This window comes from Paenibacillus sp. 2KB_20 (assembly GCF_052115765.1).
Lineage (GTDB): Bacteria > Bacillota > Bacilli > Paenibacillales > Paenibacillaceae > Paenibacillus_AQ.
Genome location: NZ_JBFRHH010000009.1, coordinates 1 through 15641 on the forward strand (window position 1 = coordinate 1; position 15641 = coordinate 15641).

13 protein-coding genes and 1 pseudogene are annotated in these 15641 nt (G+C 40.9%); 12 read left to right on the forward strand and 2 right to left on the reverse strand.

Annotated elements, in window-relative coordinates:
* Positions 1-1028: 1028 nt before the first annotated feature.
* From AB4124_RS23425 to AB4124_RS23450, 6 genes are all read left to right on the forward strand, one after another.
* The gene (locus AB4124_RS23425; RefSeq protein ID WP_441974339.1) at positions 1029-1574 is read left to right on the forward strand and encodes a GrpB family protein; all 546 of its coding nucleotides are present in this window, start codon (positions 1029-1031) and stop codon (positions 1572-1574) included.
* Positions 1575-2080: 506 nt separating this feature from the next.
* Entirely contained in the window at positions 2081-2446 is a 366-nt protein-coding gene (locus tag AB4124_RS23430; protein ID WP_441974479.1) for a CHAP domain-containing protein, read from the forward strand.
* 237 nt (positions 2447-2683) lie between these two features.
* Entirely contained in the window at positions 2684-3247 is a 564-nt protein-coding gene (locus AB4124_RS23435) for a GNAT family N-acetyltransferase (protein WP_430205761.1), read from the forward strand.
* Between the two features lie 211 nt (positions 3248-3458).
* The gene (locus AB4124_RS23440; RefSeq protein WP_076326626.1) at positions 3459-4022 is read left to right on the forward strand and encodes a YdcF family protein; all 564 of its coding nucleotides are present in this window, start codon (positions 3459-3461) and stop codon (positions 4020-4022) included.
* Positions 4023-4309: 287 nt separating this feature from the next.
* Positions 4310-4858, forward strand: coding sequence for a GNAT family N-acetyltransferase (locus AB4124_RS23445; RefSeq protein WP_441974340.1), 549 nt, complete (start codon positions 4310-4312; stop codon positions 4856-4858).
* 21 nt (positions 4859-4879) lie between these two features.
* Positions 4880-5461: a hypothetical protein gene (locus AB4124_RS23450; protein ID WP_441974341.1), complete on the forward strand. Its 582-nt coding sequence runs from the start codon at positions 4880-4882 to the stop codon at positions 5459-5461.
* A gap of 584 nt (positions 5462-6045) precedes the next feature.
* On the opposite strand, the gene AB4124_RS23455 is transcribed toward AB4124_RS23450, so the two are convergent.
* Positions 6046-6471, reverse strand: coding sequence for an exosporium protein C (locus tag AB4124_RS23455; RefSeq protein WP_441974342.1), 426 nt, complete (start codon positions 6469-6471; stop codon positions 6046-6048).
* A 385-nt stretch (positions 6472-6856) separates the two neighbouring features.
* Between AB4124_RS23455 and AB4124_RS23460 the strand changes: the two genes are divergently transcribed.
* Complete coding sequence (locus AB4124_RS23460; protein ID WP_441974343.1) at positions 6857-7204, forward strand: hypothetical protein; 348 nt, start codon at positions 6857-6859, stop codon at positions 7202-7204.
* Here the strand turns inward: AB4124_RS23460 and AB4124_RS23465 are convergent.
* Positions 7099-7371 (reverse strand): annotated as a pseudogene (locus tag AB4124_RS23465) (hypothetical protein); the annotation flags it as partial. The gene AB4124_RS23460 and the pseudogene AB4124_RS23465 sit on opposite strands and share 106 nt — an antisense overlap.
* 1286 nt (positions 7372-8657) lie before the next feature.
* Between AB4124_RS23465 and AB4124_RS23470 the strand changes: the two are divergent.
* From AB4124_RS23470 to AB4124_RS23490, 5 genes are all read left to right on the forward strand, one after another.
* Complete coding sequence (locus tag AB4124_RS23470) at positions 8658-9605, forward strand: ABC transporter permease (RefSeq protein WP_430186181.1); 948 nt, start codon at positions 8658-8660, stop codon at positions 9603-9605.
* A 13-nt stretch (positions 9606-9618) separates the two neighbouring features.
* Complete coding sequence (locus AB4124_RS23475; RefSeq protein WP_213644881.1) at positions 9619-10488, forward strand: carbohydrate ABC transporter permease; 870 nt, start codon at positions 9619-9621, stop codon at positions 10486-10488.
* Between the two features lie 66 nt (positions 10489-10554).
* Positions 10555-12141 carry an extracellular solute-binding protein gene (locus AB4124_RS23480; protein WP_441974344.1) on the forward strand — a complete coding sequence of 529 codons (1587 nt, stop codon included), beginning with the start codon at positions 10555-10557 and terminating at the stop codon, positions 12139-12141.
* A 91-nt stretch (positions 12142-12232) separates the two neighbouring features.
* Positions 12233-13972, forward strand: coding sequence for a sensor histidine kinase (locus AB4124_RS23485; protein ID WP_441974345.1), 1740 nt, complete (start codon positions 12233-12235; stop codon positions 13970-13972).
* Positions 13972-15594 (forward strand): response regulator, encoded by a 1623-nt coding sequence (locus AB4124_RS23490; RefSeq protein WP_441974346.1) that lies wholly within the window; start codon positions 13972-13974, stop codon positions 15592-15594. Before AB4124_RS23485 ends, AB4124_RS23490 begins: the two co-directional genes overlap by 1 nt.
* Positions 15595-15641: the final 47 nt, after the last annotated feature.

Below are 15641 nucleotides of genomic sequence, written 5' to 3' on the forward strand. Positions count from 1 at the left end.
TATGAGAATGTAAATACAGAGAAGGCAGTAACATCACTTAACAATGCATCTAAGCTGCGGGGCATTCGCCCCTTGGTTGTCAGAAGCAAGCTCATAGTCGTAAATTCAGACAACACACGACCCGGCCTAAGATAAGAGCTATCTAAGGCTGGGTCGTTTCGTGAATACGAGAACGTTAAGCGCAACTTCTGTAAGGGAATGATTGAGACAAACCTAGAAACTGAGAATTGCTAATGGTCTGGCAAGATCGACGAAGCAGGCTCGGAAACGAAGCACGCCCGGCGATGAAAACCGCTTTGAAGTTAACTCAGGAAGACAGAAGCAACGCTTAACATAATATTCACGCGGCGGGCATACGCCCTTGGTCCGGCAGGGCCGGACATCTCAGCATTCGCTGAGGTCGTGGATACGGGAACGTTATATGAAAGATCGGCAAATAAATAATCAAATCAAAGAAAGACGGTAATTCTATGGCATTCTGTATCGAATACAAATTTCTTAAAATGAATGATACAAAAGCAATATATGTATATGGGGATTGTTCGGAAATTTTTGAGGGGATATTTGAACTAGATTTAGAAAAATTAATATCTGGCGAGACTCCAGGTGATACAAACATGGCCCAAGTAGTGAGAGTAATTAAACCATGCCTAAGTGATGGAGATTATCAGCATAAAGCAAACAGGGCATTTAGTAAAATCTACAAACATTATAAAGAGACAAGAACTTATTTATTAAAAGGTGGATATTATTCGTAGATTAAACCGACTAACAAAACGTATAAAAACATTAATTGTTGAAGTAAATCAAGAAGGCCGATCAATCATATAACAATGTGTTCACGCATCGGCAGACGAGCTGCCTCGATCCGGGTGATAAGTCAGAGAAGTAATTGCCGGGACACATCCGCACCACCTAACCGCACCGCGGCCACTCACTCACGCTCGCTTAAGGTGGTGGGGCGTCGTGAACACAGGAACGTTATAGGAAATCTTCGTAAATATAAATCAAATATAAGGAGAATTTCGATGAAGAATCAAAAGCCTGTAATTATTGAAGATTACAATGAAGAATGGCCAAAAGCATTCAATATAATAGAATCAATTTTATCAAATAAAATTAATGGTCTAGCATTTCGAATTGAACACGTTGGAAGTACATCGGTGCCGTATCTTGCAGCCAAGCCAATCATTGATATTGATGTAGTAATTGAATCTATGGAGTACCTGTCAGAGGTAATCAAGAAGCTAGAAGAACTGGGATATGTACACGAAGGTGATTTAGGAATTAAGAATAGAGAAGCATTTGCAAGAAAGGACGTTTATGTACCTTACAGTAGTGAAGGATATGTGAAGCACGAACATCATCTATACGTATGCAATAGAGAAAGTGACGAGCTAAAAAGACATTTAATGTTCCGAGACATATTAAGAAGGCATCCCTTATTGGTATCTGAATACACAGATTTGAAGATCCAACTATCAAATAAATTTAGAAACAATCGCAAAGCCTATACTGAAGGAAAGACAGAATTTGTTACGAGGATAATGAATGAGTACAAAGATGTTTTGTAGAGTATTTCAGGAAGACGAAGACATCCGATAACAAAGTGTTCCAACTTCGCGACTGTCGTCGCTCGGTCTGCTTGAGGAATTTCATTGAAGCAGATTCAGGCAGACACATCGCCCCCCCTAAAATATGAGCTAATCTAAGGAGAATCGACGTCAGCATTCACGCTGCGGGCCGGCTCCGCCGTTCCTTGGTCTACCAAGAAGCTGAAGCAAAAACAGGGAAGCAGGTTCAATTCGAAGAAGTATTTCAGCAGACACATCTGCACAGACTAACTGCCGGCAAGCGGCAGCCAGGCTTCCGGCCTTTAAGTCGGTGAGACGTCGTGAATGGAAGAATGTTATGTGAAATTATCGCTAATGTTAAAACAAGGAGGAATAATCGGTGAGTAGAAGACAAATTCTAGCTAAAATAGCAGAAGAATTAGCTTCAAGACCATTGATAGGAAATAAAGATAAATACGGTCCAGATTTAGAACCAATTCTTAGATGTTTTCCAAGATAACCCGAATATTGGTTTCGATTGGTGTGCTGCATTTGTATATCATTGCTGTACTGAGGCAGGCGTGAAGTTACCAGTACGATATCCAGAGCCGGTTTCACGTAATTTTGCATGGGTAGAAGCTTGGTTAGAATGGGGACAAATATATAGTTTTTATCATCATAAAAGTGATCAGTCGTTCCTTCCAGATCAAGGGGATCTTATAATATTTGATAACATTTTAGGGAATGGACTAAACGATCACATCGGAGTGGTAGTAAAAATAGAGCAGGGTAACATAATAACAGCAGAAGGGAATTATTATAATAAATCAGGAATATTTCAAAGAACTATAGAACAAATAAATGGATATATAAGAATTGACGATACGTATTAATAGATTTTGAAAGAGTATTTATAGAAGGCGATAACATCACATAACAATGCATTTCAGCATCGTCGCTGTCGATCCTTGGTCGCCAAGGGGATTTTCGAAGAAGTGGAATCAGGCGACACATCCAACCGGCTAAGTCTGACGACCCGTTCCCTTTGGTCACTTAAGCCGCTTGAACGTCAGGAATGCCGAACGTTATATGAATGCCAGGCATACGATTAACTGAAAGCAGGTGCAGAAATGCAGTTAGAGGAACTTTTTGAACCATTTCCGGTATTAGAAACTGAACGAACCCGATTAAGGAAAATAACTTATGAAGATCAGAATGATATGTTTAGTTACTGTAAGAATCCAGAAGTCTCAAAGTACACAGTTTGGGATGTTCATCAGTCGCTTGATGATACTAATCATTTCATTGATTTTGTACATAGCCGGTACGAGAGTCAAAAAGTCGGCCCTTGGGGAATCGAAGATAAACTTACCAATAAGCTTATTGGCAGTTGCAGCTTTGTAAGTTGGGACAATCGAAACCAAAAAGCAGAGCTAGGATATGTATTATCCTATGATTATTGGAACAAGGGATATATGAGTGAAGTTATCAGAAGAATCATTCTTTTTGGCTTCCATGATATTGGACTGGTTAGAATCGAAGCTCGCTGCCATCCCTTGAATTTAGGGTCGGCGAGAGTTATGGAGAAGTCTGGAATGCAATATGAGGGTCTGCTTAGAAGACATATATTTGCTAAGGGCGATTTTCAAGATGTTAAGATTTATTCAATCATACGAGATGATTTTGTAAGTTAAGTCGAAGAGGGACTATCCATCATATAACACCGCATTCACGTCTCAGGGCTGTCGCCCCTCGGTCCGCGAGAAGCATTACCTAAAGTAGCTGAGTCAGCGGACAACCCTGCACCGGCTAAGTCTGACGACCCGCGCTTGCACGCTTAAGCCGGTGAGGGTTCGTGAATGCCGAAACGTTATATGAAAGGAATGCATATTTGGAGGTGTTACCTTGAAGCAATATCCTTTTGATTGCATTACTCAACTAGTATTTGTAAAAGAAGAAGAGCTATTACCGGCAGATGTCATCCTTGTTCCCGGAGGAAGTCATACAAAGCCGATGAAGATTGCATGTGATTTATATAAATCTGGATTAGCACCATATATACTTCCATCCGGTGGTAATAATCCTAAGTTAACAATCACTGAATGGGAATTTCAAAGAGACATCGGTTTGTCACTTGGAATTCCTAAAGAGGCAATTCTTAAAGAGGATCAAGCTAAGAACACATTCGATAATGCAAGAAACTCATGGCAAGTCTTAAAAGAACATAACATTATGGTCACTCGAGCTATTATAGTTTGTAAATCATTTTTCTCAAGACGTGCATTAATGACTTATCAAACAGTATTCCCGTCAAATATAGTTTTCCAAGTAAAGCAAGATGATTTTAGAATAAGCAAGAATAACTGGTTTTTAAATGACCAAGGTATCAAGTATGTATTAACAGAAGCTGAGAAGATTACTAAATACTTTGGTCATCACATACCAAATTGGGTAAAGCAATTGTCTTAAACTCGAAGAAGGCATTCCCATCATATAACACTGTATTCACGCTGCGAGCCAGAAAGCTGCCCCATGGTCGCCGAGAGGCATTTCAGGGAAGTGGAACCAGGCGACAACCCTGCACCGACAACCGCATCGCGGCCGCTCCCGTTGGTAGCTTAAGTCGGTGAGGGTTCGTCAATGGGGGCACATTATATAACATACTTGCTTAGATGAAATTCATTATTATGATACAAATGGTATACCCATAATTGTGGGCTAAAATAATTAACTATCTAGGTACACGGAGGGGAAATATGCTATACGGACAACGAGTAACATTACGACCTGTTGTTGAAGAAGATTGGGAACTACGATATGAATGGCTGTCCGATCCTGTAGTTAACCGAACGTTACCATCAGGAAGTGGTATGCCCCTAACACCGGAAGTGGTCAGAGAACGTACACGGAGGTACGCGCAAACAGATTCATCAGCTGTCTATTTTACCATAATAAAAGAAGACGGCATCCCGATTGGCAGTACCCAATTGTTTAAGATCCATCCTTGGTCCAAGCATGCTGAATTTGGTATTTGGATTGGGAACAAAATGGTATGGGGGCAAGGTTATGCAACAGAAGTGACAAGTGTTGTCCTGAATTTTGCGTTCGAGCGTTTAAACCTTCATAAAGTGTATTTGACGGTAGATGCTGATAATCCTGGTGCTATTCGGAGTTATGAAAAGGCTGGTTTCAAGAAGGATGGCATACTAAGAGACGAGGTCTATAAAAATGGTCAATATGTCGATCGTATAATGATGAGTATTTTGAAACATGAATATTTAAAGAAATCTAATTGTTCCCAATAACATAGGGGAGAGTAGCTATTTGTGAGGGGATTCTACTTATTTTTACTTATTATGGTTATTTTGTTTTTATCGGCTTGTCAATCATCAGAACAATTAAAGCCGATAAAAGAAGAAACAATTGATTTCGACATAAACACTGCAATTGAAATGGTTGAGAAGAAAGAAAAAATGATCATTGATTTAGCATTGAGAGAAAAGGTGTCAAAACTGGAGTATAAGGAATTAGAGAAATCTTTTACCGAAGAGTTTGGAGTCCGTGCTAAGGATATTCTATCTATATTATTTATCAATAATATGGATTCCGATCCCGAGTCAGATATGTATGTACAACAGACTACATTATACCCAACTGTCTTTCATAAAGGAATAACTATAACAAATGCGGTCATTTATAAGAGTTACTTCGAGCATGAGTTTTTTAATCAAACTAGATTAAGCATTAAGGAAGAATATGTTGGTGATGATGAGAAGTTAAAGGGTTGGAAAAGAGAATACATTTTTACTCCAAACAAACATGGAGAGTGGGAATTAAATGGATTTTCTGGAGTGATGAATTTCTTAGGAGAAGATTATAATATGAATTATTTAGAGTTAAAGAGGTAGATAGTTAATCATTGAAGACCATCACATGTCGATATGGCAAAAGAATCTCATGGAGCACAAGCTACAAATTACCTAGGGATCGTGCGCTCGAACCAAAATAAGTCATACCATGATACCCCTCTTAAGATAGATGATTTTTTGAATACGATAGGATTTGTCTAATCCATGTTGTTCAACTAACGGGGAATTTGTAAGTCTCTCGAAGAAGGCGCTGAGATCATATAACACCGTGTTTAAGCTGCGGGCTGTTCCGCCTTAGTCTGCAGAGGATTTCCGAGAAAGTGGATTCAGCAGACAACCCTGCGAGGCTAAGTCTTCAACCCGGCGCTACGCGCCTTAGGCCTCTCGGGTTCGTGAACACAAGAAACCTTATAGGAAATCAGCGCAAGAAATTAATTGATGAATTAACCTAAAGGGCAGTTATGCTAAGTGTAAATGAGCAAAAGCAGCCTATCCTCTGACGAGGAACGAGCTGCTTTTTACTTTTCTATCTCTTTTTCCATCTTGGAAGTACCCATTCCCTCAAAATAGAGGTTTTTGCAGGGCTCTCTATTCAGGTGCGAAAAATTATTGCCAATACGGTATTAGGTTCTCGTTTTAACGGCTAACCCACTAAACGATATCGGCCCAACAACATCGGCTCTTGTATTTGCAGTAAGATTTTCTGCTGTGACTGTGTAAACATGGGTACCAGCTAATACATTTCTATCTTCCGCCTGGAACGTAACAACATAATTTTGTTCAGAGCCAGCAGATTCGATACCTTGTTGTGTGTTGAAAATCTCTCTTCCATCGCGGAAGATTCTAAAGAGTATTTGTGCAATACCAGTGACACCTCGAACACCCACGGTTGCTACCAAATCTACCCGATTACGTTGAGAATTTACTGGAATCCGTATAGTGATTGTTGCAAGGCGAGATCTTGCTGGTGAACGACGGATAATAAATGAGTTTGCTAAGTTGAATCTACGGCGCGGCTGGACGGCAGCTTTATCGAGAATACGTACCAAAATATCAACTCCTTTTATTTGATATCTCCAAGATATGTTGAACAAAAAGAGAATGATTGGACAATTATGTAAGAGGCTTTAATTTGATACACGGAATGAGTTACGTTAACGGGAAGCGATAGTTAAGAAACAAAGATTTTGTATTTCGAAGAAGACGCTGACATCCTATAACACAATATTCGCGCTGCGGGCCGTTGGCCCTTGATCTGCCAGGAGTTTTTTCGAAGAAGAGGAGACAGACAGATACATCCATTCCCCTAAGATAGGAGCTATTTAAGGGAAATGGACGTCGCTACTACGAGAACGTTATCAGAAATCAGCGTAAAGAAGGTGAAGATATGAAAAGAGGCACAATCTTACATGATCGCAACTAAGGGTGTATTGTATGCAGGGAATTGGAATCGAAGAATACGGGGATATTTCAAAGCTAAAGATTGTTGAAGTTCCAGATCATAAACTCAGCCCGGATGAAGTTCGGATCGCAATTAAAGCCAGCGGTGTTAATCTCAGTCTGCCTCTTTTATATAATGCATTCCCACTTAAAAACTTGGCTATAAAAAGCGCCCGGATATATATATCCGGGTGCTTTTTCATGCTATTCATAAATTCACAACTTGAAAATCGCTATCAGGATTTGGGCCAATCCGATGATGTTTTTTCGATTTTGTGCGGCGGAAAGTACGGTAATACGTATTCTCCTAGCTCTTGGATCACCTCATCAGCCGGACGCTGACTATCAAAAAGAGCAAAGAAAAGGTGATTTACACCAATATTTTTATAGAGTTCAAGCAATCCTAACAATTCATTGCGCCCAATTCGAAAACCAAGGCGAATCGGTGTAGCTTTTTCATGTGGATCTTCTGCAAAGTCAAGAAGCATCGGCATGGAAAATGGACCGAATTGAGTGTGATTTTGACGTAGGGCTCACTCTTGCCATGCGTTTATCGGCGAGCTCTTTATTTCCGGAAATAGATCGAAATTGAAAAGGAAACTGGTGAAAAGGGACAAGGAGCCGTTGTGGTTTTCTCTGAACTAGGCATTTGCACTGTCATTTAGTTATTCGCCTACGTATTATATATGGGAAAACGAAAGAGCTTGGAAGAAAAAACGCAATTGTACAAACAAATCTCTTTTATAAGGAGTGAAGTCAAATGTCATTAGTGCCACAATCTCCTCCCCCTACATTCATCCCAGAAAAACCTGCTGTATCTTATATAGTTGACTGCTTATTTCAATACACTTATGTTTGGCTATTGAACGGGGAGAGATTCTGGTTTTACCCAACCCGGCTTGAATACGGTGAAGCTTCAGGTTATCGATGGAATGGGGCCTATTGGACTTATTATGGGTTTGATCCAAGATTTATTGATGCTGTTTCATGTCAAATTCCTACACTATTCTAAAATATAAAATGCCATGGTTGCTTCCAATTAAAGTTGGTAATTAAATTGAGTTATAAATTTGGTGATGGATGGATAGTAGGTCGATAAGGTGCGGTTTGTTGTACAGGGTCACCAGTCAGAGCGGTCTGCGACCGTCATTTGGGGTTCCGTCGAGACTTTAAGCTGCTCATCGGTGATGGAACGCGTTTCCCCTACACCCCTTTGAAGGACAAGGTAAGAATCGAACTTCTTAGAAAGAGAATTTGGATTGGGGAATAACTATTCTGCAGCTTGTCATCGATCTTTTCCCCGGTATGAAAGTGGTGTCCGTAGGGAAGAAGGCCAAATCCGCATGCCGGAAACTTCGAATCAAAACGATCGGGCATCTCAACCATCCGCGCCGGGCTGATATATTCTGGGAGCAGTTTGACTTTCTGTTTCCAAAAAGGTATGGAGATCATGAAACTACATTCGATCCTGGAACGACATAGCGATGATCGCCCTTCTTTTTCCAACGAAGCTGACTTTAAGGACGCATCTGATCGGATGCGAACAGATGTATGGCGTAAATTGAAGTTTTGCCGCCTATAAGGCGGCGTTTTTATTTTTAGGATAATCGTACTTTTTACTTTATTTGTTGTTTTATTGCATGATTTATTTAACAACTAACGCTACATATGTTCTAGTGGATTTGTTGAAACCATGGAACTTACTAAATATCTTATAAGAAATTCTTGAAATTTCAGAAATTTATCCGATAGGGGGGTGCTATTATACAACTACAAATAAAGATGAGGTGATGATATGCAAACGAAATTGGCAGCGGACGCCATTCCCCGCTCCAAAAAACGGAGGTCATGGATAAGAACGATACAAAAGTATAAAGTGATGTATGCTCTCTTATTGCCGGCATTAGTTTACTTTGCCGTATTCAAATACATTCCTATGGCGGGAATCATGATTGCTTTTAAAAACTATAACCTGGCTTTGGGACTATGGGATAGCCCGTGGGTGGGACTTAAAAATTTTACGGATTTTATGAACGGCGTTTATTTCTGGGACATCATGGGAAATACGATTATCATATCGCTGTATAAGCTATTGTTCGGTTTCTCCGCTCCCATCGTACTTGCTTTACTCCTCAATGAAGTTTATAGCCAATGGTTTAAGAAAATCGTACAAACGATCACTTATTTGCCTCATTTTCTGTCATGGGTCATTGTTTATGGAATCTTGGTGGCATTATTAGCCCCAGGGGATGGTCTCTTTAACATGATTTTGAAGGAAATTGGTGTTGAACCCATCTCATTTCTAACGGAACCTGCCTGGGGCAGACTGCTGATCATCTTATCTGAAGTATGGAAGGATATTGGATGGGGAGCGATATTGTACCTTGCAGCATTAGCAGGAATCGATCCAAGCTTATATGAAGCGGCTCGAATGGATGGCGCTTCCAAATGGAGACAGCTCTGGCATATCACTTTACCTGGCATTCGAGGTGTTATTATTCTGATGCTGATCCTTAAGTTAAGCCATATTCTGGATGCTGGCTTTGACCAAATATTCATGTTCGCCAACACCTTTAACCAGGAGAAGATCGACATTATCGACACATGGGTATACCGTGAAGGGTTGGAGCGTCTTAAGATTGGCTTGGCTACTGCTGTAGGATTGTTTAAAGCTGTCATCGGATTTGTTTTAGTGTTGGCAGCGAATAAGCTCGCCAAAAAATTCGATGGGCAAATTTGGTGAGGTGGTTTTTAAAATGATCAATTTGACAATCGGGGAAAAAGTCTGGCAAGCCGTCGTTTATGTGATTCTTATTTTTCTATCCCTACTTTGCTTACTACCCTTTCTATACGTGGTTGCTGTCTCAGTGACGCCAGAATCGGAAGTGTTAAGAAAAGGGATTGTTATTATACCAGAATCCTTTACCTTTATAGCCTATAAAGAAGTATTCATTTCTCATGGTATCGGGCAGGCGTATAAAATTACATTGTTTCGAACGATTGTAGGCACTGCGTTAAATGTGTTTTTTACGGTAATCGCGGCGTACCCGTTATCCAAAAAATATTTGCCGGGTCGCAGTCCGTTTTTACTATTCATTGTGTTTACCATGATGTTCAGTGGGGGGTTAATTCCAACTTATTTACTAATCCGCTCTCTCGGATTGCTAGACAGTCCGTGGGTATTGATTATTCCAAATCTCATTAGTGCATTTAATCTGGTGATTATTAAAGGCTTTTTCGAGCAATTGCCTGGCGAAATCGAGGAATCAGCGAGGGTTGACGGTGCAAGTGAGCTTCAGTCGTTATGGCGGATCATTTTACCCCTGTCTTTGCCCGTCCTTGCCACCATTTCCTTGTTTTACGCCGTCGGCCATTGGAACAGTTATTTCGATGCTATTGTTTACATCAATGATTCGAACCTCATGCCACTTCAAGTTGTCTTGCGCAACATTCTGCTTAACGTCGCAACACAAAGCGCTGATTCGATTGCCAATTCCGGAGCAGTTAGCACATTCGCTGTGCAAATGGCCGCTGTCGTCGTGACTACGGTTCCGATTTTGATGGTTTATCCATTTATGCAGAAGCATTTTACCAAAGGTGTGCTCTTGGGATCAGTTAAAGGTTAAAAGGAATTGCAACCTAAGTTATTACGGGGAAACCGTGATAATATATAAGCAAAAGGAGAGGTCAATATGCAGCGTAAAAAGATTTCATTTGCTATTCTGACGGCAATAGTTGGTTTAGGAACGGTATTGTCAGGATGTGGGGAACAGGGAGAAGTTACCTCGACAGCTTCGAGTAATTCGCAAGGTCAGCCCAGCCAATTTGAAACCAAAATGAAAATTTCAATGTTTAACCAAGGTACTTTCAATGCTGCTGCTCCGATACCCCCACGTGATGAAGATATTCAACGCCAAATGTTAGAAAAAGAGATGAACATCGACTTGGATATGATGATTCCTCAAGCTGGGCAGGCAACAACCAAACTGAATACGCTCATTGCAGGTGGGGATATTCCAGATTTGATCTTCTTGAAGAGCCGTGCTGATCTCGCACAATATTATGACCAAGGCGTTCTTGCGGATTTGACACCGTATCTGGATCAGTTTCCTGAATTGCAGAAACGTTTTAGCGACGACTCCTGGGAGGCGATGTCCTATCAAGGAAAAACCATTGGAGTTCCAGGCTATGATAATGTAAACGGTATCAGTCGAAGCTTCTTCATCCGCAACGATTGGCTGAAAAAGCTGAATATGGAAGTGCCAACGACACCTGATGAGCTGTTCGAAGTTATGAAAGCCTTTACAGAGAAAGACCCGGACGGTAATGGCAAGAACGATACGTACGGATTCATCGGCGGTATGAATAAAGAAGGCAATCTGCAAACCTACGGCTTCGATAGCTTGATGTGGATGTTTGGCGTCAATCCTCCTTCAGCCGTTGAAGTGAAAGATAATGAACCGGTATTCCTATTTATCGATCCCAAAATGAAAGAGGCGCTTGCTTACATTAATAAAATGATGGCAGCCAATGTAGTAGACCCAGACTGGGTGACGATGAATTCGCCTGAGTTGTTGGACCAGAAGTTATTTAAGGGTAAAGTTGGCTTCATGATCAGAGATGCCCGGAGGCTGGAGCCGGATTATCAGCAGAAAATGAAAGAAATCAGTGGAGAGGTGCCGGAATGGATCGTCATTCCTCCGATGAAAGGTCCTTACGGTGATCAAATTGTAGAGAGAAAATCGTTCCAAGGCAATTCATGGGCTATTTCCGCGAAAGCGGATAAGGACAAAATCATTCGGATCTTGTCCATGCTGAATTATCTCTTTACGGACGAAGAAGCCTATCCGAACTTTGCATACGGAATTAAAGGGGTTCATTGGGATGTGGTGGACGGCAAGATCAAAAATAAAACCTCCGAATTATCGAAGGAAATGAAGGAAAAGTACCTGTGGGTCGATCATTATAGAATGCCTCGACGTGGTGATGATGCTGAGTACTTCAGCTTCCAGAATCCGAAGACGGTGGAAGCATTCAAGAACAATCAGCAATATGTGGGGCCAACGTTGCCCGGAAATTTATTGACCCCAGACCCCAGCGATACCTTGGATGCTGACCGCCAACGTTTCATTAATGAAAGCTTGGTCAAATTTATGACGGGCAAAGAGCCTCTTTCGAGCTGGGACAATTTCCTCCAAACGCTGGATACCAAGTTTGACATGCAGAAATATAAGGATTCCGCAATCAAGCAATTTAAAGAAGCCGGCATCATCAAGTAAAATTTAAACGAAGAGAGTGGCTATTCGTAGCCCTCTCTTTATTGTCATATGCTATTCTTAGTTTACTATGGAAGTAAAAGGAAGATGATCGATGCGAAGAAGATTCAGCTTGCCTTTAAAATTATTTTTCATCGTATTTGCATTTGTATTAAGCTGCATCATCTTGATAAGTCAATTGTCTTATCGCTATGTCCAAAAGGAAATACGAACCAATGACCTTTATTACACCAACCAAATACTTGACAAGGTAGACCAGTATTTCACCGTTAATTTTTCCTCCTTCCAGACGATCCTGTTCTCGGTCGAAACATCGGTAAAAGCCAACATTGATAATACAGAAGTGATTAAAAAGCAATTAAGAGAGCTGTATGAACTCAACAGTAATTACGTAAGTAATATTTATTTGATCAAAAGCGATTTATCCATTCTAGGGGGAAGTACACCTACCCGAATATTCGATGAACCCTTATCGGAAAGAGAGCCTTTGTTTGATGCGGCTGACAAGAACAGAAGGACTACCTTTGTTAGTGATCCTTACAAATCCAAGTATTCAGGCTGGACAGTTACAATGGTTCGATATCTGAACGGAGCTCCGTTTCCTATGGCTATTGCGGTAGATTTGGATCTAAATGCCATTGAAGAGACTTTGTTCAAGATTAATAAACAGGAACAAATGAATCTGGCTCTGATCACCGCATCGGGTCAAATTATTGCCGGATTTTCTGAGAATAAAGGACTGCTGAATATTCAAGATCATACGTTTTCAATCGGAGAAACGTCAGCGGAACAAATTCTGGATACGACAGAAACAAGTCTTCAACTGCATACCAAGGATGGCATTCCGGTCTACCTTCTGAAAAAACCGACGGAGAAATTCAACTGGACCATGATCTCGATCAACGATGAATCACGCTTGAAAGCAGCTTTGTCCAGACTGGAAACCTATTATATCGAGCTGCTAGCTGCAGGTCTTCTCTTAAGTTTGTTCATTTCTTTTTTTATTGCCAAGTATATTAGGAATCCACTCTATGCGCTCAAAACAAAAATGAAGCGGGTGGAGCAAGGCTTCCTCACAACGACCATAACGATTAACCGAAACGATGAATTTGGTGATCTTTCCCGAGCCTTCGATCGGATGCTGCAGCAAATTGTGGAACTGATTCGGCGAGCGGAGCTTCATAATGAGCTTGAGCGGAAGCTGGAGATCCAAGTGCTGCAGTCTCAAATAAACCCTCATTTTCTGTATAACACGCTTGGTTCGATCAGCAATGTTATACGTCTCGGACAAATAGAGAAAGTAGATGTTGTGATTGGGTCGCTCATTTCATTATTGGAATACGGAATAGATGACGCTTCAGAGAAGGTTTCCCTACGCCAGGAATTACGAAATGTAGCGGACTATATCGAGATCCAGAACATCCGGTATAACAGAAACTTCCACTTGATTGAACATATCGAAGCAGGGTTAATGGATTTTCCGGTTTTTCGAATGCTGCTGCAGCCCCTTGTAGAGAATAGTATCTTCCATGGTTATAACGGAGGGGGGATCGAAGGCCCGATTACAATTCATGCGTACAAGGAGGGCGGCATCGTCATCATAGAAGTCGTTGATCAAGGCGAGGGAATTCCAGCTGATCAAATAAAGCATATTTTAATTTCAGAACCGAGTGATGTGGAAGTAAAAAGGAAAAGAATCGGGTTAAATAATATTCATGGCCGAATAAGACTTCACTACGGAGAGCAATTCGGGCTCCAAATCATTAGCATACCTAAGGAAATAACCCGTGTACGCGCCTTATTCCCGGCAGACTTGCAAATAGGAGATGCATAATGGTGAGAGACTATACCTGCTTCATTGTTGACGATGAAGACCTAATCATTCAAAGATTGGAATTGTTTTTTAACGAGCTCTCCCAAAGGGATAGGCGATTTGTTCTAGTGGGAAAAGCGAATAATGGGCTGAATGGGATCGAGGAGATTTTAAAACTTAAGCCGGATATCGTCATATCCGATATCGTTATGCCGCGAATGGATGGAATCTCCATGATTGAGCAGCTAAAGGTGGAGCTCCCCCATACCCAATACATACTTTTGACCGCCTATTCGTCCTTTGAATACGCCCAGCGAGCTATTCATGCCAATGTATTGGAGTACATTGTAAAGGTTCCGCTAAAGGAAGTGGATTTGGATCGAGCTTTAGATAAGGCAGCCGGAATTTTAAATGAGTTTAAGAAAAAAGAAGCTGAATTTCAATCGTTAAACGTATCCGTGCTTGAAAATAAATATAGAGTCCGCAAGCAATTTTTTAACGAGCTGATCAGAGGCGAAATTCCTTCTCATCGGGCATCGGATTTTGCCAATCGCATGCAGTTTCATTTCTTTCAAGCCAACTATTGCTGCTTCATCGTTGAAATGAATACGTATGAAAGTTTCCGAAACGAATACTCTGCCGCTGATCAAAACATCTTGAAATATGCGATTACGAATATAATCGAAGAAACGGTGATGAATGGTGGCAGTGGCGTAGCTGCGGATCTGTCCGATAATCGTTTTATTGGCTTTTTATCCTGGGAAAATAACCGCAGTGATATGGAAACGGAATATGCTTGCCAATCCTTGGGAGGGCAGATCGTCTCCCATTTGCATCAATATTTGAATCAAAAGGTATCCGTCGCTTTTGGAGGTCCGTACCGAGGCTGGGAATCGATCAAACAAGCGTACACGGAAGCTAAAAATGTGAGTGACGATTTCTATTATCATACAGAGAAAGTAGTAAAAACACCCATGCATCGGTTCCAATATCATAATGACAAAAAATCAGACTTTCAGCAGAAGCTGGCTGATTTTCTGATATGTTTGAAAAGAAAGATTTCCAAGGAAGAGCTGGACAATGCACTCGCCGATCTGAACCAATTTGTTACGGACCATAAAATCCACAAATCCATCATGGCACCAATGATCAGAGACTTGTACAGAGACATTACCAAGAAGTTTAAATCAGGGAACAAGCTGCCCACGGAAGCAGCAGAATTCCCCATGGAATTTATGGCATTTCAGGAGCAGCTTGCCTATATTGGCGACTTCACATTCGAGTACGTACACGCTGGTCAACTATTACATCGTGCAGAAATCATGAGTGCTATGCATTTTATAGAGAAAAACCTGAAACAGCGTTTAACGCTCGAGGTGATTGCCGAGGAAGTGAATCTAGCTCCATCGTATTTTAGCAGCTTATTCAAAAAAACAATGAATGAAGGCGTGATCAGCTATATCAACCGAAAAAAAATCCAATTAGCTCTCGAACTTTTACAAGTTCAGGATTATTCTTTATTGGAATTGTGCGAGGAAGTAGGCATCGTCAATGAAGGTTACTTTTGCAAACTATTTAAAGAATATACGGGTGATACCCCTAAGCAGTACCGGATAAAAATGACACGCTACGAAACCAAATAAGGATGCTAAAAATGTATGATTTTTTCGCAAAATCATGTAAAAAAAAG